General features: G+C 70.1%; 17 protein-coding genes. 10 read left to right on the plus strand and 7 right to left on the minus strand.

Going from position 1 to position 17818, the window contains the following annotated elements; all coding sequences use genetic code 11:
• The first annotated feature begins 27 nt into the window (after positions 1-27).
• Positions 28-1002: an NAD(P)H-quinone oxidoreductase gene (locus tag IWX63_RS14250; RefSeq protein ID WP_199278821.1), complete on the plus strand. Its 975-nt coding sequence runs from the start codon at positions 28-30 to the stop codon at positions 1000-1002.
• Here the strand turns inward: IWX63_RS14250 and IWX63_RS14255 are convergent.
• Positions 999-2075 carry an FUSC family protein gene (locus IWX63_RS14255; RefSeq protein ID WP_199278822.1) on the minus strand — a complete coding sequence of 359 codons (1077 nt, stop codon included), beginning with the start codon at positions 2073-2075 and terminating at the stop codon, positions 999-1001. The genes IWX63_RS14250 and IWX63_RS14255 overlap by 4 nt on opposite strands.
• 209 nt (positions 2076-2284) lie before the next feature.
• Here IWX63_RS14255 and IWX63_RS14260 point away from each other — a divergent pair, with 209 nt between their 5' ends.
• From IWX63_RS14260 to IWX63_RS14275, 4 genes are all read left to right on the plus strand, one after another.
• A complete protein-coding gene (locus IWX63_RS14260; RefSeq protein ID WP_199278823.1) occupies positions 2285-4561 on the plus strand; it encodes a carbon starvation CstA family protein in 2277 nt (758 codons plus the stop codon).
• Positions 4561-4770: a YbdD/YjiX family protein gene (locus tag IWX63_RS14265; protein WP_199278824.1), complete on the plus strand. Its 210-nt coding sequence runs from the start codon at positions 4561-4563 to the stop codon at positions 4768-4770. Before IWX63_RS14260 ends, IWX63_RS14265 begins: the two co-directional genes overlap by 1 nt.
• A 180-nt stretch (positions 4771-4950) precedes the next feature.
• The gene (locus IWX63_RS14270) at positions 4951-5598 is read left to right on the plus strand and encodes a bacterial proteasome activator family protein (protein WP_199278825.1); all 648 of its coding nucleotides are present in this window, start codon (positions 4951-4953) and stop codon (positions 5596-5598) included.
• Positions 5599-5605: 7 nt separating this feature from the next.
• Positions 5606-6061, plus strand: a complete 456-nt coding sequence (locus IWX63_RS14275) for a hypothetical protein (protein WP_199278826.1) — start codon at positions 5606-5608, stop codon at positions 6059-6061.
• On the opposite strand, the gene IWX63_RS14280 is transcribed toward IWX63_RS14275, so the two are convergent.
• Positions 6055-7767 (minus strand): hypothetical protein, encoded by a 1713-nt coding sequence (locus tag IWX63_RS14280; protein ID WP_199278827.1) that lies wholly within the window; start codon positions 7765-7767, stop codon positions 6055-6057. The two genes, IWX63_RS14275 and IWX63_RS14280, sit on opposite strands and share 7 nt — an antisense overlap.
• An 82-nt stretch (positions 7768-7849) precedes the next feature.
• Here IWX63_RS14280 and IWX63_RS14285 point away from each other — a divergent pair, with 82 nt between their 5' ends.
• Positions 7850-8689, plus strand: coding sequence for an aldo/keto reductase (locus tag IWX63_RS14285; RefSeq protein ID WP_199278828.1), 840 nt, complete (start codon positions 7850-7852; stop codon positions 8687-8689).
• Between the two features lie 151 nt (positions 8690-8840).
• Here the strand turns inward: IWX63_RS14285 and IWX63_RS14290 are convergent, their stop codons facing one another.
• The 5 genes from IWX63_RS14290 to IWX63_RS14310 all read right to left on the minus strand — a co-directional run bounded on the left by IWX63_RS14290 (position 8841) and on the right by IWX63_RS14310 (position 14356).
• On the minus strand, positions 8841-9212 hold the full coding sequence (locus IWX63_RS14290; protein ID WP_199278829.1) for a flagellar assembly protein FliW: 372 nt from the start codon (positions 9210-9212) through the stop codon (positions 8841-8843).
• The gene (gene flgL, locus IWX63_RS14295; protein ID WP_199278830.1) at positions 9209-10084 is read right to left on the minus strand and encodes a flagellar hook-associated protein FlgL; all 876 of its coding nucleotides are present in this window, start codon (positions 10082-10084) and stop codon (positions 9209-9211) included. The genes IWX63_RS14290 and flgL overlap by 4 nt, the downstream gene beginning before the upstream one ends.
• A gap of 13 nt (positions 10085-10097) precedes the next feature.
• The gene (gene flgK, locus IWX63_RS14300; RefSeq protein ID WP_199278831.1) at positions 10098-11483 is read right to left on the minus strand and encodes a flagellar hook-associated protein FlgK; all 1386 of its coding nucleotides are present in this window, start codon (positions 11481-11483) and stop codon (positions 10098-10100) included.
• Between the two features lie 7 nt (positions 11484-11490).
• Positions 11491-11979, minus strand: a complete 489-nt coding sequence (locus IWX63_RS14305; RefSeq protein WP_199278832.1) for a flagellar protein FlgN — start codon at positions 11977-11979, stop codon at positions 11491-11493.
• Between the two features lie 115 nt (positions 11980-12094).
• Complete coding sequence (locus IWX63_RS14310; RefSeq protein ID WP_199278833.1) at positions 12095-14356, minus strand: putative bifunctional diguanylate cyclase/phosphodiesterase; 2262 nt, start codon at positions 14354-14356, stop codon at positions 12095-12097.
• A gap of 273 nt (positions 14357-14629) precedes the next feature.
• Between IWX63_RS14310 and IWX63_RS14315 the strand changes: the two genes are divergently transcribed.
• From IWX63_RS14315 to IWX63_RS14330, 4 genes are all read left to right on the plus strand, one after another.
• Positions 14630-15457, plus strand: a complete 828-nt coding sequence (locus tag IWX63_RS14315; protein WP_199278834.1) for a flagellin N-terminal helical domain-containing protein — start codon at positions 14630-14632, stop codon at positions 15455-15457.
• Positions 15458-15598: 141 nt separating this feature from the next.
• Positions 15599-16972 carry a flagellar filament capping protein FliD gene (fliD, locus tag IWX63_RS14320; protein WP_199278835.1) on the plus strand — a complete coding sequence of 458 codons (1374 nt, stop codon included), beginning with the start codon at positions 15599-15601 and terminating at the stop codon, positions 16970-16972.
• The gene (fliS, locus tag IWX63_RS14325; RefSeq protein WP_334685892.1) at positions 16973-17446 is read left to right on the plus strand and encodes a flagellar export chaperone FliS; all 474 of its coding nucleotides are present in this window, start codon (positions 16973-16975) and stop codon (positions 17444-17446) included.
• Positions 17436-17810, plus strand: a complete 375-nt coding sequence (locus IWX63_RS14330; protein ID WP_199278836.1) for a hypothetical protein — start codon at positions 17436-17438, stop codon at positions 17808-17810. Before fliS ends, IWX63_RS14330 begins: the two co-directional genes overlap by 11 nt.
• The last annotated feature ends 8 nt before the right edge of the window (positions 17811-17818 follow it).

Below are 17818 nucleotides of genomic sequence, written 5' to 3' on the forward strand. Positions count from 1 at the left end.
CAAATACCCAGAAGAGCGGAGACCGGTGTGCGTGCAGTCGTGATCGAGGGAGCGGGTGGGCCGGAGGTCCTGTCGGTACAGGAGGTCCCCGCGCCGGCGCCGGCCGCCGGCGAGGTGCTCATCGACGTCGTCGCGGCCGGTCTCAACCGCGCCGACGTGCAACAGCGGCGCGGCTTCTATCCGCCGCCCGCAGGCGCGTCCGCCGTCCCGGGACTGGAGGTCTCCGGGCACGTGGCCGACGCGGGCGACTCGGGCTTCGCGGTGGGGGACGCCGTCGTCGCCCTGCTGGCCGGCGGCGGGTACGCCGAACAGGTCGCGGTGCCGGCAGGGCAGGTCATCCCCGCGCCGGCGGGCGTGGGCCTCGTGGAAGCGGCTGCGCTTCCCGAGACGGCGGCGACCGTCTGGTCCAACCTCGTGCTGCACTCCGGTCTCGGGGCCGGCGACCACGTCCTGATCCACGGAGCGTCCGGCGGGATCGGCCTGATGGCCATCCAGGTCAGCCTCGCCCTCGGAGCTGTCCCGCACGTGACGGCGGGATCGGCCGCCAAGCTCGAGGTCGCCCGATCCCTGGGCGTCGACTCGCTGATCAACTACCGGGAACAGGATTTCATGGCGGAGGTCAAGGCTGCGACGGGCGGTCGGGGAGTGGATGTCGTCCTCGACGTCGTCGGGGCGGAGTACCTTGCGCGCAACATCGAGTCCCTCGCGACCGGCGGGCGGGTCGTGGTGATCGGGCTGCAGGGCGGCGCGAAGGCGGAACTCGACCTCGCGGCGCTGATGGGCAAGCGTGCCAGCGTCGCCGGGACCACGCTGCGGTCCCGCCCCGTCGCGGAGAAGACCGCGATCATGCGCGCCGTGCGGGAGAACGTCTGGCCCCTCGTGGCGTCCGGAGCGGTGCGCCCCTTCGTGGACCGGACCTTCCCGCTCGCGGAGGTCGCTGAAGCGCACACCTACTTCGACTCGGGGGAGCACACCGGCAAGGTCCTGCTGGCCATGGCCTAGGCGTGGCGGGACGGGATCCGCTGCCAGAGGTGGAGCACCAGCACCAGCGCGATACCCACGCTCGCCCCGATGGAGGTCTCGAGGGCCCGATCGGCGATGAGTCCTGCCGGGGCCGTCGGGTGGGCGAGTTCCGCCGAGACGAGTGCAAGCGGGGTGACGAACGCCTGCGCGAGGGCATACTGACGCAGGACGAACATCTCGGCGGCGAACTGCGCGACGGCGATGACGAACACCAACTGCCACGCGGCCAGTCCCGGCAGAAGGACCAGGGCGGCGAGGACCAGCCCGGCGAACGTGCCGAGGATGCGCTGGAGGCCGCGCGTCACGCGTGCTCGCGCCGACTGGCCCACGAGGGGCACCGTCGCGGCGACCATCGCCCAGTACGTGTGGCCGATCCCGAGGGCCGTGGCCAGGCTGCCGGCGAGCGCGGCCGCCGCCACGTACAGTCCCGCTTCCCTGCCGAGGGCCGCCAGGTGCTGCGTCGTCGGGCGGTGGACGGCAGCACGCTCCCACGGCGTGCGGTACCGGGGCCAGAGGTTCCCGGCCTGCCCGAGGAGCGCCGTGAAGCCCACGGTCGCCGCCGCCGTGGACATCCCTTCCCAGAGCGGCGGCTGGCCGGGCACGGAGGCGATGGCGGCGAACGCGAAGATGTGGAACAGCGAACCGCCGGGCCTGAGGCGGAACAGTCCTGCCAGGAAGGTCCCGATCCCGGCCACCGCGCTGGTGAGGAGCACGAGGTCCCAGGGTCCGACGTCGGCCCGGCCCGTCAGTGCGGCCGCGAGGATCACGCCGAGCATGAGCCCGCCGCCGCGCAGTTGGGTGGCGAGGCGCCGGCGGTGCGGTTCGTTCCGCCCGTACACGCCGGCGAACGCGCCGAACGTCGCGAAGACCGCGAGGTCGAGGCGTCCGAGCAGCAGCACGGTGAGCAGCGGTACCGTCACGCCGATGGCGCAGCGGAGGGCCGGGTGGTGGTCGCGCGAGGACGGGGCGACATACACGAGGTCGCGAAGAAGGGTCACGGCGGGCTTTCGGTCGGGGAGATCGACGGCGCCGGCGGCATCGCGTGGCGGCATGCCACCCGACAACCCTACGCCCGCGGGGCCTGCCGCCCGGGGCCGGAGTCGGCCGGGGGATTCCCGTAACGAACCGGGAGGCTCGGGTCACTCGCCGCAACCGCAGGTTCGTTCGGCGCAACCACCCGTCGGAAGGGCTTGCACTGTGATGCACGCCTCACTAAGTTGCTACGTTCGTGTGCACCACACTCTCGCCCTCGAGGAGCAACATGAGTAACAAGCAGAACGGGTCCCACCGGCACGACGCCGTGCTGGTGACGGACCCGGACCTGCCGCCGGTCGCCGTCGACCCGCAGCAGGCCGAAGCAGAAGACCGCCGGTGGACGCCGGCGAAGATCGCCCTGTGGGTGGGCATCGCCCTCCTGGGCGGTGTCTCCTGGACCATCCTCGCGATCGTCCGCGGTGAGACCGTCAACGCCATCTGGTTCGTCTTCGCGGCGGTCTGCACGTATCTGATCGCCTACCGGTTCTACTCGAAGTTCATCGAGCGGAACCTGCTGAAGCCCGACGACCGCCGGGCGACCCCCGCCGAGTACAAGGCGGACGGGAAGGACCACGCGACCACCGACCGGCGCGTCCTCTTCGGCCACCACTTCGCCGCGATCGCGGGAGCAGGCCCCCTCGTGGGCCCGGTCCTCGCCGCGCAGATGGGCTACCTCCCCGGGACCCTGTGGATCATCATCGGCGTGATCTTCGCGGGTGCTGTACAGGACTACCTCGTGATGTTCTTCTCCATGCGTCGCGGCGGTCGCTCGCTCGGCCAGATGGCGCGCGAGGAACTCGGCGTCATCGGCGGGACCGCGGCACTCATCGCCACCCTGGCGATCATGATCATCATCGTCGCGATCCTCGCCCTCGTCGTCGTGAACGCCCTCGGTGAGAGCCCGTGGGGCGTCTTCTCCGTCTCGATGACCATCCCGATCGCCCTGTTCATGGGCGTCTACCTGCGTTACCTCCGCCCCGGCAAGGTCACCGAGGTGTCCGTGATCGGGTTCGTGCTGCTGCTGCTCGCCATCATCGGCGGCGGCTGGATCTCCGAGACGGCCTGGGGCGTCGAGCTCTTCACGCTGGACCGCATCACGATCGCCTGGGGCATCATCATCTACGGCTTCATCGCCGCCGTCCTGCCGGTCTGGCTCCTGCTCGCCCCGCGCGACTACCTCTCCACCTTCATGAAGATCGGCACGATCATCATGCTGGCGGTCGCGATCGTCATCACGCGTCCCGAGATCAGCGTCCCCGCAGTCACCGAGTACGCGACCACGGGCACGGGCCCGGTCGTCGCCGGCACGCTGTTCCCCTTCCTCTTCGTCACCATCGCCTGCGGTGCGCTCTCGGGCTTCCACGCCCTGATCGCCTCCGGCACCACGCCGAAGATGATCGAGAAGGAGCGCCAGACGCGCTTCATCGGCTACGGCGGCATGCTCATGGAGTCCTTCGTGGCGATCATGGCGCTCGTCGCGGCGCTGTCGATCGACCGCGGCATCTACTTCGCCATGAACTCCTCGGCAGCGGCGACGGGCGGCACCATCGAGGGCGCTGTCGCGTTCGTCAACGGCCTGGGCCTGACCGGCGTCAGCCTCACCCCCGAGGTACTCAGCACCATGGCCTCCAACGTCGGCGAGGAGTCGATCGTCTCGAGGACGGGCGGCGCTCCGACCCTGGCGGTCGGCATCGCCCAGATCATGCAGGGCGTCTTCGGCGGCGCGGGGATGATGGCGTTCTGGTACCACTTCGCGATCATGTTCGAGGCCCTGTTCATCCTCACGGCGGTCGACGCCGGTACCCGCGTGGCACGCTTCATGCTGCAGGACAGCATCGGCAACTTCGTGCCCCGCTTCCGCGACACCTCGTGGCGCGCCGGGGCCTGGATGTGCACCGCGATCATGGTGGCCGGGTGGGGAGCGATCCTCATCATGGGCGTCACGGACCCGCTGGGCGGCATCAACACGCTGTTCCCGCTGTTCGGGATCGCGAACCAGCTGCTCGCTGCGATCGCGCTCGCGGTCTGCATGGCGATCTGCGCCAAGCGCGGGCTCTTCCGGTTCCTGTGGATCCCCGCCCTGCCGCTGGCATTCGCCTCCGTGGTGACCATCACGGCGTCGTTCCTCAAGATCTTCTCGCCGGTCCCGGCCATCGGCTACTGGGCGCAGCACATGGCCTTCCGCGATGCGCTCGCCGCAGGCGAGCAGAGCTTCGGCACGGCGAAGACCGTCGCCGCCATGGAGGCGGTGGTCCGCAACACCTTCATCCAGGGCACGCTGTCGATCGTCTTCGTGGTGCTGTCCATCATCGTCATCACCACCGCGATCCTCGCCACCATCAGGGCCTACCGGCAGGGTGGAGGAGCGGACACCGAGGACACCCCCGTGGCGTCGCGTGTCTTCGCACCGGCCGGACTGGTTGCCACCCCCGCCGAGAAGGAGCTGGAGGCCCGGTGGGCCGCCCTCGAGCCCGGCAGGCGTCCGGCGAGGACGGGCCACTGATGACAGTGCCGCAGGTCCTCACCCGGGCGCGCGACACCGCACGGGAGCTGGCCTGGCTGTTCAAGGGCATCATGGGGGAGAACGCCTACCAGGCGTACCTCGACCACCACGAGCGCACGCACGCCGGTGGTCAGCCCATGACCGAGCGGGAGTTCTGGCGGGACAAGGCGGACCGCCAGGACGCGAACCCCGAGGGTCGCTGCTGCTAGGCGGCACCCCACGCACGAAGCCCGACGCCGGAGGATCGGCGTCGGGCTTCGTCGTCCCCGGGAACCATGCCTCTCCTGCCCGCAGCGCTCCGCCGGGCCGGCTGCGGGCCGCGGCGCCGGCCCGGGAACAAGCCCGGCTGTGACGTGCTCGGCCTCCGGCGGTTGTGGGAGCATAGCGGGATGACTGAACAGCAGCCTGCCGGTCCGTCCGATCCGGTGCCCGCGATCGCGGCCGGCACCCCTGATCAGCCGCCGATTCCGGCCGGGGTGCCGGCCCCGGGATCCGCGGCACCGACCGGGGACGAGGGCGCCCCGTCTCAGGCGGACGGCCGCCCGGCGTCGCTCGCCGACCTCGTCGACGAGCCGGCCAAGGTCATGAGGATCGGCACCATGCTCAAGCAGCTGCTGGAGGAGGTCCGCAGCGCGCCGCTCGACGACGCCGGCCGCACCAGGCTCGCCTCCATCCACGAGCGTTCGGTGCGGGAGCTCGAGGACGGCCTCGCCCCCGAGCTGGTCGAGGAACTGCACCGCATCAATCTGCCCTTCGACCCGGACGCGGTCCCCACCGACGCCGAGCTGCGCGTCGCGCAGGCGCAGCTCGTGGGCTGGCTCGAGGGACTTTTCCACGGCATCCAGACGGCGCTCGCAGCGCAGCAGATGGCCAACCAGCAGCTCGCGGCACGCCTCCAGCTCCGCGAGCTCCCTCCCGGCACCGTGATCGCCCCCGGGGTGGTCATCGGTGAGGACGGTGAACCGAAGCGGATCCCGCCCGGCCGCCAGGCCACGTCGCTCCAAGCCGAGGGCCACGGCCCCGGCCAGTACCTGTAACGGCCAGGTGGCATTCTTCGCAGCGGCGCGGCAGGGTCGCAGGGACGACGCCGAGCTCGGCACCGGGGTGTGGCGTCGCGCGCACGACCGCTTCCGCCGGGGCCTCGACCGCTATCACCAGATCCTCGAGGGCATCGAGGACGACGACGTCTACAACGAACTCGTGGCGGTCGCCGACGAGCTCGGCGCGATGCTGCCCCGCGTGCGGGCGATCTGCGTGAGCGCCCAGAGTTCGTCCCCGAGTACGGGACTCGACATCCCCGGCGCCCTCCTGCAGGTGCACCGGGCGCTGTCCAGGGCAGGGAACACCTTGGCGACGACCGCGGAGGCCGCCGCGATGACGAGGCTCGACGGCGAACGGTGGGGGATCGCGTCGTCGGGCCTCGACAATGTGCGCCGCCGCGCCCAGCTGGTGGCGGACGACGTCGGCGAGGCCGAGCGGGCGATGCCGGGCGGTCAGTAGGACAGCAGCGTGGTCCCGGGTTCGACGGCGATGTCCCAGACCTCGAGCTCCTGCCCGCCGCACTCGCCCCGTCCACCGGTCGGCGCGCCGCCGATGAACGGTGCCCACCGGTTCTCATCCACGTACGGGTAGCCGCGGTCGTTCAGGACAGTCAGCACCTGCCGGCCGCGCCGGGGGTCCTCGTCAGGGTAGGACAGGACTTCTTCGCGCTCGTAGGCGGAGAAGCCTTCGGGCCATCGGAGGAGGACCTCCCGCCCGTTGTACTCGAAGACCACGCATGCCCGGCCGTCCCCTGCGGGCAGGACATGGAACTCGCCGAGCCGGTCCGCGGGCAGGTTCTGCACATTCCGGCCCTCGGCCGGGCGGACGCCCACGATGGACTCCGCGGGAAGCGATCCCGGTGGTGTCCCGTTCGTATCGAGCTGGAGCTCCTCCGCGGGCAGGGCGTGGATGGCGTCGCGGAGTTCGTCGGGCAGCGGCGCCGGATTGCCCGCCATCGTCGTCGCCTCCGGGGAACGGCGGTCGATCAGTGTCAGGACGGACCCTTCCCCCTCGATCGGCAGGAGGAAGCCGTCGCCGTCGCGTACGAGGAACATCAGCTGGTCCGGCGTGAAGAGATTGCGGCTGACGGGGCGCTCCAGAGTGCTCCGCCCCGTCACATCGATGGTCAGGATGGACCCCTCGGCATCGCCCTTCACGATCTGGACCACGGAGGCGGCCTGCAGCATCCGCAGGTCGCCGTCCACCTGCGTGGGCACGAGGTCCGCGACGGACACGACGGCGACGACGTCGGCGAGCGCGTACAACCGCTCTGCGTCACCCGCCGGGCCCGGGGTGGTGTGCGGGATGAGGGCCGTGGTGAGGCCGGCCATGACGGCGAGCAGGCAGAGGACCCCGAGGATCGCCTGGACCTGTCGGCCGGGCACGACGGCGCGGGTCGGGAACCGGGGGAGGCCCGCCCGTGCCGCAGATACTGCGGATGGCGCCGGCACCGTAGACAGTGCGGCAGCGAGGGTAGCGGCAACAGGAGCGACGGCAGCAGGGACGGGTTGCTCGACGGTCGGCTGTGCGGCGCCGGCAAGGCCACAGCGACTGCGGGCCAGATCCTCCCCGGTGATGGCTGAGGCGGGATCGGCGGCGGCCAGGGCGGCGGCGAAGTCGGTACCGGGCGGCGCCGAAGCCCCTTCCGGCCCGGCCGTCGTGGCAGTGGCCGTCGCGGCACCGCTCAGGGCCCCGCGTGCGCAGGCGGACTCGATGGCAGGGAGGCGTGCCGCCTCGCCCCCGGTCATCCGCGCGGCATCCTCGACCGGGAGCCCGTCCCAGTGGTGCAGGAGGAGGAGTTCGCGGTCGGCGGGGGCGCGGTCGGCGAGGGCGGTACGCAGGGAGGCGTCGCCGAGCACACGAGGCGGGAGCGTCGTCGGGAGGTAGCGTTCAAGGGCGGTCCTTGTCGCCCGGAGGGCGGCGACCAGCTCGGTGTCGGCATCGGCCGCGGCGGATCGGTCGTCGTCCGGATCGGGAGGTCCGACGGGGCCCGCGCCCAGTGACTCGACGGCCTCCTGTGCGGCGGAGGACGCGAGCCGCGCCGAGAGCGATCGGCGGAAGGCGTACCGGTACGCGGCGTCGTGCAGGGCGGTCAGATCGCCGTCGTCGTCGAGCACGTCCCACCCCCGTCCCACCCCTGTCCCGCGGGCGACCGACGCGGCCACCAGGGCCGGTCCGAAACCACGCAGGCTGATAGTTGTCAGTGGGAACCGAAATAAACGGGCTGCATCGTTGGTTCCCGCCTATATGACTACATCACCAAATCTTACGTTCAACGATGGCCACACGATCCCGCAGCTCGGCTACGGGGTGTGGCAGGTCGAGGACGACGTGGCCGAGGACGTCGTCGCCAAGGCCTTCAAGGCCGGCTACCGCCACATCGACACGGCCAAGATCTACGGGAACGAAGCCGGCGTGGGCCGCGCGATCGCGTCGTCGGGCCTGGACCACGACGAAATGTTCATCACCACGAAGCTGTGGAACTCCGATCAGGGCTACGAGAGCACGCTGAAGGCGTTCGAGGAGTCCATGGAGCGTCTCGGCCTCGAGACCCTGGACCTCTACCTCATCCACTGGCTGCAGCCCAAGCAGGGTAAGTACGTGGACACCTGGAAGGCCCTCATCGAGCTGCAGAAGCAGGGACGCGTGAAGAGCATCGGTGTCTCGAACTTCACCATCGAGGCCCTCAACGAGATCATCGACGCGACGGGCGTGGTCCCCGTCATCAACCAGGTGGAGACCCACCCCTACCTGAACCAGTCCGAGCTCCGCGCGTTCGAGGCCGAGAAGGGCATCCTCCACCAGTCGTGGTCGCCCATCGGTTCCGGCAAGGGACTGCTCGACGACGCCGTGCTGCAGGACATCGCGAAGAAGCGCAACGCCACGCCCGCGCAGGTCGTTATCGCCTGGCACCTCGCGCTCGGCAACGTGGTCATCCCGAAGTCCGTCACGGAGTCGCGCATCATCGAGAATTGGGAGTCCCTCGATGTGAAGCTCGAGGACGAGGACATCGAGGCGATCAACGGGCTCGACAAGGGCGCGGCCGGCCGCATCGGCGCCGATCCCGCGACATCCGACTTCGCGTAACCTCCGCCCACCCTCCGCCCGTCGGGCAGGTATGGTGGGTGCGCGCAGGCGTGACCCGCCACGCCTGCGCGACGACGTGACCGGAGCAGGAACGTGACATGGGAAGAGCCGCCCGGCATCGCCGGGCGGCTCTTCCCATGTCCGCCCGGTGTCAGGCGGCCTGCGCCAGGGACGCCCGGAGGGGGTAGTCGGTTCCCTCGAGGATCAGTTGCGCGCAGCGTCCCGTCGTCGGGTCCAGGACGATCGGCGCGGCCAGGTTGACGGTCGTGCCGCCGGGACCGGGGTTCGCGACGACGAACAGGTGGGCGTCCGGTACGTCCGGTCCGAGGACGTCGCGCTGCGCGTCCGAGAAGCGGGGGCTGTACTGCGGCACGTAGGTGGCGGCGTCGAGGAGGAACAGGCGTACCTCCGCGTTGTGCGCCGCGGTGAGGGTGAACAGCCCGTCCGCGCCCTGCACCTCCTCGAGGTGGAAGTCCGTGAGTGGTGCGAGCCCGGGGGGAGGCGTGACGAACGCGGCCCTCATCGCAGGAAGTCCATCAGGGAGGGCTGCAGCACGCGCGCCGAGACGGCGAGCGCACTCTGGTACGCGGTTTCCTGGAGTTTGAGGTCCAGGATCACGGATGCGAGGTCGACGTCTTCCACGGTGGCGCGTTCTCCTTCGAGGGCCAGCGAGGCGTCGGCGGCGGCGTCCTTGGCTTCGAGCAGGCGCGCGTGGCGTGTGCCGATCTCGCTGTGGTGGGCGGTGAGGTCCTGGATGCGCTGCTGGAGCGGCGCGAGGTTCACGGAGACGTCCCGGCCGGCGCGCAGGTCCGCGGCGATGGTGTCCAGCAGGGCGAACGCCGAGGTGGGGCCGCTACCGAACACGTCCGCGCCGTCCGCGTCGACGCGGACGCTCTGGCCCGGGCCCACCCTGCGCTCCACGGCCCCGCCGCCCGCGAAGGTGAGGTCCGGTCGGAGCGCGGCGGGCGCGTCGGTGTTCCCGGCGAACAGGAAACGGCCCGCGTAGGTGGCGTTCGCCTGGGTGGCGAGTTCGCCACGCAGGGATTCGATGTCGAGCGCGAGGGCCTCCCGCGCGGCCGGCGGCAGGACGGAGTTGGAGCCCTGCAGGGTGAGGTCGTTGACGCGGTCGAGTGCGCGCTTCGACGTCGTCATCGCGTTGTCGAGCTGCGAGAGCCAGCCCTCGCCGTTGGAGATGTTCCGGGCGTACTGCTCGTTCGCCCTGATCTCGGCACGGACGCGCAGCGCCTCGCCCGCGGCGGCCGGATCGTCCGACGGGCGGCTGATCGCCTTCTGGCTGGATGCCTTCTCCTGCAGCTCCGCAAGCCGCGCGAGGTTGTGCTGCAGGGAGCGCTGGGCTCCCTGCAGCATGGTCTGGTTGGTGACGCGCGTGATCATGGTGGCCTTTTCCCTAGCGTCCGACGATTCCCATGCGGTTGATGAGGACGTCGAGCATCTCGTCGACGGCCGTCATCACACGCGCGGCGCCCTGGTAGGCGTGCTGGTACTGCAGCAGGTTGACCTGTTCCTCATCCATGCTGACCGAGGTGGCGCCCAGCTGCTGCTGCAGGGCGCTGGTGGCGGAGACCTCCGCCAGGGCGTTGCCCTGCAGCTCGGTGCGGGCCGCCGCGCCGAGGTCGACGACGAACGCCGACCAGGCGGCGTCGGGCGATCCGGTACCCGTGCCGAGCCCCGAGATGCCCAGCGCCACGGAGCCGTCGAAGCCGCCCGCTCCCGGGGCGCCTGCGGCGAGGTCCTCGCGGCGGGTCGGCAGGACGTCCAGTGACGCCGCGGCGCGGCCCGGCTGGTACGCGAAGAACGGCCCCTTGCCGGCGTTTCCGTGGAGCGTGTTCACCTGGTCGGCGAGCGTCGCCGCGAAAGCGTTGTACCCGGCGGCTGCCTGGGCGAGGGGGCCGCCGTCGTCGGCGGGAGCGAGGAGGGAGAGTGTGGCGGCGAGCTCGCCGCTCTCGATCCCGGCCGGGGTGCCCGGCCGGTGCGTCCATTCGACCTGGACGGTCCCGGCGTCGTCGAGCCCCGCCGGTCCGGCGACCTGCAGCGTACGGGCCGTGGTGCCCGAGACGAGGGGGTTGCCTACCACCAGGACGTCGGCCGTGCCGTCCGCGTTGTCCCGGACCGTCGCGCCGGTCAGTCCGGCGAGCGTCGAGGTCATGGTGGTCCGGCGGTCCACGAGCTCGTTGGCGGAGGCGCCGGCGGCCACGGCGGAGCGGATCTGTCGATTCAGGTCGGCGACCTGTGCGGCGGCGTCGTTGACCTCGGCGACGAGGTTCGTGGCCGAGGAGCGTGCGGTCGCCCACTGCGCCTCCACCTCCCGGTACCCGGCGGCGATGCGGGACGTGAGCTGCCCTGCCGCGGCGAGCAGCGTCGACGCCGGGGCGTCCTTCTCGGGCTGGTTGGAGACCTCCTGCCAGCCGGCCCAGAAGTCCTGGAGGGACGCCGAGACGCCGTTGGCGCCCGGCTCCCGCAGCCCGTCCTCGAGTGCGGTGAAGGCCTGCGCGCGGACGGCGGTGTAGCCGGCGGCGCCCGCCGTGATGCGGACCCGTGCCTCGAGATGGGCATCTCCGAGCCGGGCGATGCCTGCGGCGAGGACGCCTTCGCCGGGGCGGATGCCGGTGGTGAAGAGCGATGGGCGGGCCGGGGCGGTGGCCGAGGTCTCGAGCCGCTGCCGCGTGTACCCCGGCGTGTTCGCATTGGCGATGTTCTGCCCGGTGACGTCGAGGCCCGCGCGTGCTGCGGCAAGTCCGGAGTACGCCGTGGTGAGTCCGCTGAATGTGCTCATCGTCGCGTTACATGTCCTTGTCGAGGAGGGTGGGTTGTCCGCCGGATCGGCGGCTCGTGGCGCCGTCCGCGGCATACGTGCCCGCGCCTGTGCCGATGCCCGCGAGGGTCTCCTGGGCCGACCGGCTGGCCGCCTTGAGGAAGTGCTGGTTGCTGTCACGCAATGCGCCGATCTGTGCCACGAGGACCGTCATGGCCTGGAGGTGCGCGGTCAGCAGTTCACCCCAGGGTTCGTCGGGGGCCGCTACGGCCAGCTCCCGGAGGGTGGCAGTGCCGTCGATGCCCCACTCCTTCGCGACGCCCGCGGCGTGCACGGCACGGGCCAGGCCGGTGTCGCGGAGCCGTTCGAGGACCTGTTCCACCTCGCGGGTGGCGTGGTGGAGCCAGCGGGTGTTGCCGGAGGTGAGGAGGAGTTGTTCCTCCTCGAGCTTGAAGACGAGGAGCTCGAGCAGCTCGCGTTCCTGCCACAGCAGGGCGGACAGGTTCTGGGCGCTCACGGTCTTACCTCCTCCCCGGTGCCACGGACGGTGGAACCGGGAGAACTATCGGCGTTGCCCGGCGCGATGTAAGGAACGTCGTCAGGCGCGTCGTCGACAACTTACCAGGAGAGGCTCATCCGAGAAGGCTGGTAGCCGTTGCGGGCAGGGCGTGCTTGGTGATCCACGGGGCGACCTTCGCGGCGGGCAACGGTTTGGCGAAGTGGAAGCCCTGGGCGAGATCGCACCCCAGCGCGCGCAGCTCCACCAGGGTCTCCGCGTTGTCGACCCCTTCGGCGACCACCCGCAGGTCGAGGCTGTGGGCCAAATCGATGATGGAGCCCACGAGCCCGCCGGCGCGTGGATCGGTGCGCATGGCGGTGATGAAGGACCGGTCCAGTTTGAGCTCGTCGGCAGGAAGGTCACGCAGGTACGCGAGGGAGCTGTAGCCGGTCCCGAAGTCGTCGATCGAGATCTGGATGCCCGCGTTGCGAAGGCGCGCGAGGATCTTCGCGGAATGGACGGGGTCGGCCATCAGCATGTCCTCGGTGATCTCGAGCATGAGGCGCTGCGGTGGTGTGCCGTGCTGTTCGAGCAGCGCGAGGATCTGGCGGGGCAGATCCGGCTGGATGCAGGACCCGGAGAGATTCACGGCCACGCTGATCGTCAGCCCGTCGGCATGCCATCGGGAGACCTGACCCACCGCGGCCTCGAGCACGAGCGTGGAGAGCTGGGGCATCAGGCCGGCTTCCTCGGCCAGGGGGAGGAACGACGTCGGCGGCAGTTGCCCGAGAAGGGGGTGGTTCCACCGGACCAGGGCTTCGACGCTGGTCACGCCGTCGTCGGGGAGGTTCACCTTCGGTTGGTAGTGAAGCTCGAACTGGCCCTCGACCAGTGCTGCGCGGAGCTCCTGCAGGGTCCTCAGTTTCCGCGCACCGCCGTCGTCGTCCATCGAGCTGTAGAGGTGGTGTCCGCTGCGGGTGGACTTGGCCCGGAACATCGCGATGTCCGCCTTGCGCATCAGGAGGCTGATGTCGGTGCCGTTCTCCGGCGTGAGGGCGATGCCGATGCTGACGCTGATCTTGATGGAGGCCGTCCCGATCTGGATCGGTTCCGTGAGTTCGGCTTGAAGCCGCTGCGCCACCACCAGGGCTTCCTCCCTGGACAGGCCGTCGAGGAACACGGCGAACTCGTCGCCGCCGAGGCGGGCGAACAGGTCGTTCGGGCGCAGCGGCCGGGCGAAGCGCTCGCTCACCTGGACGAGGAGGGCGTCGCCGACGCTGTGCCCCAGAGCGTCGTTGACGTCCTTGAAGCGGTCGAGGTCCAGGAAGAACAGGGCGCCGGAGTGACGTCCGCCCAACCGTCCGCGGAGATCCGTGACGAGCCCCCTGCGGTTCGGCAGCTTCGTCAGTTCGTCCGTGGTGGCGAGGGTGACCAGCATGCGGTTCCGGAAGAGGAGGGGCACTGCGGCCAGGAGGAGGGTGAGGGCGGCGAGGACCTGGGCGAGCGGCGCGATGGGCATCTGGCAGCCGATGATCAGGACGGCGACGGCCGCGGTGGTGGACACCATCAGCATGGTGACGGCAGGCAGGCCACGGTCCTGGTGGCGGAAAGAAACCCCGCCTCGAGCGACGCCGTCGATCCACAGGGCGATGGCGGCGATTCCGAGGATCCACCCGGTGTCGACGGCGGAGCCGACAACGTAGTCCTGCACGCCCAGGGCGAAGGCGATGTCCGCGGCGGCGAAGAGGACCAGGCCCAGTACGAGTAGCAGCCAGCGCGGGCCGAGGTCGAGCCCGCGGGAGGCCAGCAGGCCGCCGACGGCAGTGATCAGCAGGAGATCGAGCACGGGGTAGATGACGACGACGATCATCTCGAACGTCGTGCCACCGCCGGCGCCGGATCGCAGGACCGGCGCGAGGATCATGGCCATGAGGGACGCGGCAGCCAGCGCTCCCACCAGGCTGTCCAGCAGCAGGGGCCACGTCACGCCCTTCAGCTTGCGTACCGTCACCGCGAGGGCGCCGAGCATCAGCGGGTAGAAGGCGAAGTAGGCGACATCCGCAGCCGAGATGACGGCGTGGGCCTGCTGCCCCTGCAGTGTCGAGAGATAGTAGACGTCGCCCACGGTGTAGGCGGTGACTGCCGCACCGCCGAACACCACCTGCCACTGCGTCAGGCGCGTCCTCAGGACGGCGCAGACGCACACGGCGACAGCGGCGACTTCCGCGCCGATGCCGAGCCACACGCCGATGACCTCGAACCGCACCCGGTCGCCGAGCAGGAGACCGACGACATACAGCGCCGACACGACGACCGTCGTGATCACCGGTATCCGGGAGATCTCCGTCCGCTCAGCACTGCCCCCAACAGCCTCACGCGGCACAACAGCACGCACCCAGCACTTCCTTCCCTCCAGAATCAGGAATCTGATCGAGAAGTGAGCTTACGGTCGTGCCTCGGGACCGGCCGCCGATTCGGCCTGCTCCGGCGTAACCCACGGCGAAAACTTGGCCTTCCTTGCGTCTGGTCGGGCTGCAGTGGATGGGTCAGGGAACGTACTGAAAAAAGTTCGACGGATTCCTAACGCACTCGGGGTCGCTTCCGATAGCTACCGTTGCAGGCCCATGGATGGGCCTGCGATAGCAACCCTTTCACGGAGGAATACATCATGGGTTTCCAGATCAACACCAACACCGCGGCCAACACCGCTTACCGCAACCTCTCCAGCACCCAGGGCGATATGTCCAAGTCGCTCGAGAAGCTCTCCAGCGGTCTCCGCATCAACCGTGCAGCCGACGACGCCGCCGGCCTGGCGATCTCCGAGGGCCTGCGCTCGCAGATCGGCGGACTGGGAGTTGCAGCCCGCAACGCCCAGGACGGCATCAGCGTGGTCCAGACCGCTGAAGGTGCGCTTTCCGAGGTCCACAGCATTCTGCAGCGTGTCCGTGACCTCGCGGTCCAGTCGGGCAACGACTCGAACAACGCAGATGCACGCACGGCCATCCAGACCGAAGTCACGGCACTTGGCGATGAGCTCTCGCGTATCGCAACGTCCACCAACTTCAACGGTACGGACCTGCTGAGCGCGGCAGCAACCGGCCTCACGTTCCAGGTCGGAGCGGGCTCGACCGCCGCGAACGATCAGATCACGGTTGCGGCCACCGACATCGAGGCTGTCGCGACGGCCGTCAAGGGCCTTACGTTCACCAGCTCGGCGGATGCGCTGACGTCGATCGCCGAACTGGATACACAGATCAAGGACGTGTCTGCTGCACGCTCCGGCCTCGGTGCGGTGCAGAACCGCTTCGAGTCCGCGATCAACAGCATCAACGTCTCGCAGGAGAACCTCTCGGCGGCCAAGTCCCGCATCACCGACACCGACATGGCGAAGGAGATGGCGGACTTCACCCGCGCCAACATCCTCTCGCAGGCCGGTACCGCGATGCTCGCCCAGGCCAACCAGATGAACCAGGGTGTCCTTCAGCTCCTCCGCTAGACGGTGAGTTCGTAGGCGAAGAGTGCACGGTGGCGGGACTGATCCTGGACCGAGAGGTCCCGCCACCGTGCATTCGCCTGCTGAGCACGACCCCTTTGAAAGACTCCCAGCACGGACCCGTTCCACCCGAGAGGTAGACCCATGGCGTTCTCCATCGACGGCATCGCGAGCGGGCTGGACACCACGAACATGATCAACCAGCTCATGCAGCTGGAAGCCCGCCCGCAGACGATCCTCAAGGCGAAGGCCGCCTCGACGCAGGGCTTCGTCACCGCCCTGCAGCAGCTGAACAAGCAGCTCGGCTCACTGACGGAGCTCGCCACCAAGACCGCGAAGCCCCTGGCCCTCGATCTCTACAAGGTCGCCAGCAGCTCCGACGCCGCCACCGCCACGGCCACGTCGTCGGCCGGCGCAGGCACCCTCGACTTCACCGTCCGGCAGCTCGCGCAGTCACAGTCCTCCGTGACGGGCGTCATGACGGCCTTCTCCCCGGAGGCCTCCACGCTCACCCTGCGGGCGAAGGACGGCACCACCACTGAGATCGCAACCACCGGCACCCTCGACGACGTCGTCGCCCAGGTGAACAAGGCCGACATCGGCATCACCGCCACGAAGGTCAGCACCGGGACCATCGGCGGCGTGCAGCAGTACCGACTCCAGTTCACGGCGCAGGAGCCCGGTGCCGAGCACGGGTTCGAGGTCTTCCGGGGAACCGCGGCCGACGTCGCTGCCGGCACCGCGACCGACCTCTTCACGGAGACCGGCGCGGCGACCGTCCGCGCCGCGCAGGACGCCGAGGTGGTCCTCTGGGGCGGCACTGCGGCGGAGCAGACCGTGGCGTCGTCGTCGAACACGTTCACCGACATCCTCCCCGGCGTCTCCGTCACCGTCGCCAAGACCACCACCGAGCCGGTATCCGTCACCGTCTCCCGCGACGCCGAGGCCACCACCACGAAGGCGAAGGAGCTCGTGGAGGCGCTGCGCGGCGTCTTCTCCTTCGTCGATGCCAACACCAAGGTCTCGCCGAGTGCAACGGCCAGTGCCGCGCCGACGTCGGGCCGGTTCACGGGAGACAGCGCCGTCCGCGGGATCGCCCAGTCGGTACTCACGGCGGCGACGGCGCCCATCAACGGCAAGTCGACGTCGGAGCTCGGCATCACGCTGACCCGCTCCGGGACCGTGGAGTTCGACGCCGAGAAGTTCGCCGCCGCGCTCGCGAAGGACCCGACCGCCGTGAAGGACGCCCTGACCCAGCTCGCCGGGCGCGTAGCGGATGCCGGCAAGGCAGCTTCGGACAAGTTCGACGGCGAGCTCACGCGCCGGATCACGAGCCAGGAATCGACCGTCCGCAGCCTCAACGACCAGGTGTCCGGCTGGGACCAGCGGCTCGAGAAGCGCCGGGCGACCCTCGAACGCACCTATTCGGCGCTCGAGGTCCAGCTCTCACAACTCCAATCACAGGGGGACTGGCTGTCATCCCAGCTGGCAGGCCTCCCCACCGGAAGCGGGCTCTAGATGCTGCAGATGAACGGATACCAGGCCAAGCGTTCGCAGTACGTGCAGGACGCCGTCCTGTCGGCGACTCCCGCAGGGCTGCTGACCATGCTCTACGACCGGCTGCTGCTCGACCTCGCGCGGGCCGGTGCCGCCCAGGAGGCGGGGGAGTGGACGCAAGCCTCGGAGAACCTGCTGCACGCGCAGGACATCGTGGGCGAGCTGATGTCCTCGCTGCGTACGGACGTCTGGGACGGCGCGGCCGGGCTCATGTCCCTCTACACCTATGTGCGGCAGACCCTGGTCGACGCCAATACCCGGCGGGACCGCGCCAGGACCGCGGAGTGTGCCGAGATCCTCGAACCGCTGCGCCAGGCCTGGCACGAAGCCGCCCGCACCGGGCAGGCGCCCGCCGTCGTCCCTGGTAGCCAGACCCCCGCGTTCCCACAGGACCAGGACGCGCCCCGCTCCCTCGGAGTGCTCGGTGTCGGCTGAGCCCGACAGCCCGGCAGCGACCGCCGCCCTCACGGCCTGGACCTCCGCGCTTGATGCGCTCGAGGACGTCCTCGACACACTCGAAGCGGCCGCGGCAACCATCCCCGACGAGGAGACGGCCGCCGACCCGGAGCTCCTGCGCCGGGCCGCCGCCGCCGTGGATTGGACCCCACCCCGCGTGGACGCCCCCATTCCCGCTGTCCTCGTGCCGCGGGCGGCACGCATCAGCGAACGCCAGCAGGCCGTACTCACCCGCCTGACGGCAGACGCCGACACCCTGCGGCGCCATCGGTCCGCACTCGGATCCGTCCAGGCGGCGACAGCCCCGCGGCAGTCCTCCGTCTACCTCGACGTCACGGGCTGAAAGCTTCG

Source organism: Arthrobacter sp. CAN_A2, from assembly GCF_015752045.1.
GTDB lineage: Bacteria > Actinomycetota > Actinomycetes > Actinomycetales > Micrococcaceae > Arthrobacter_D.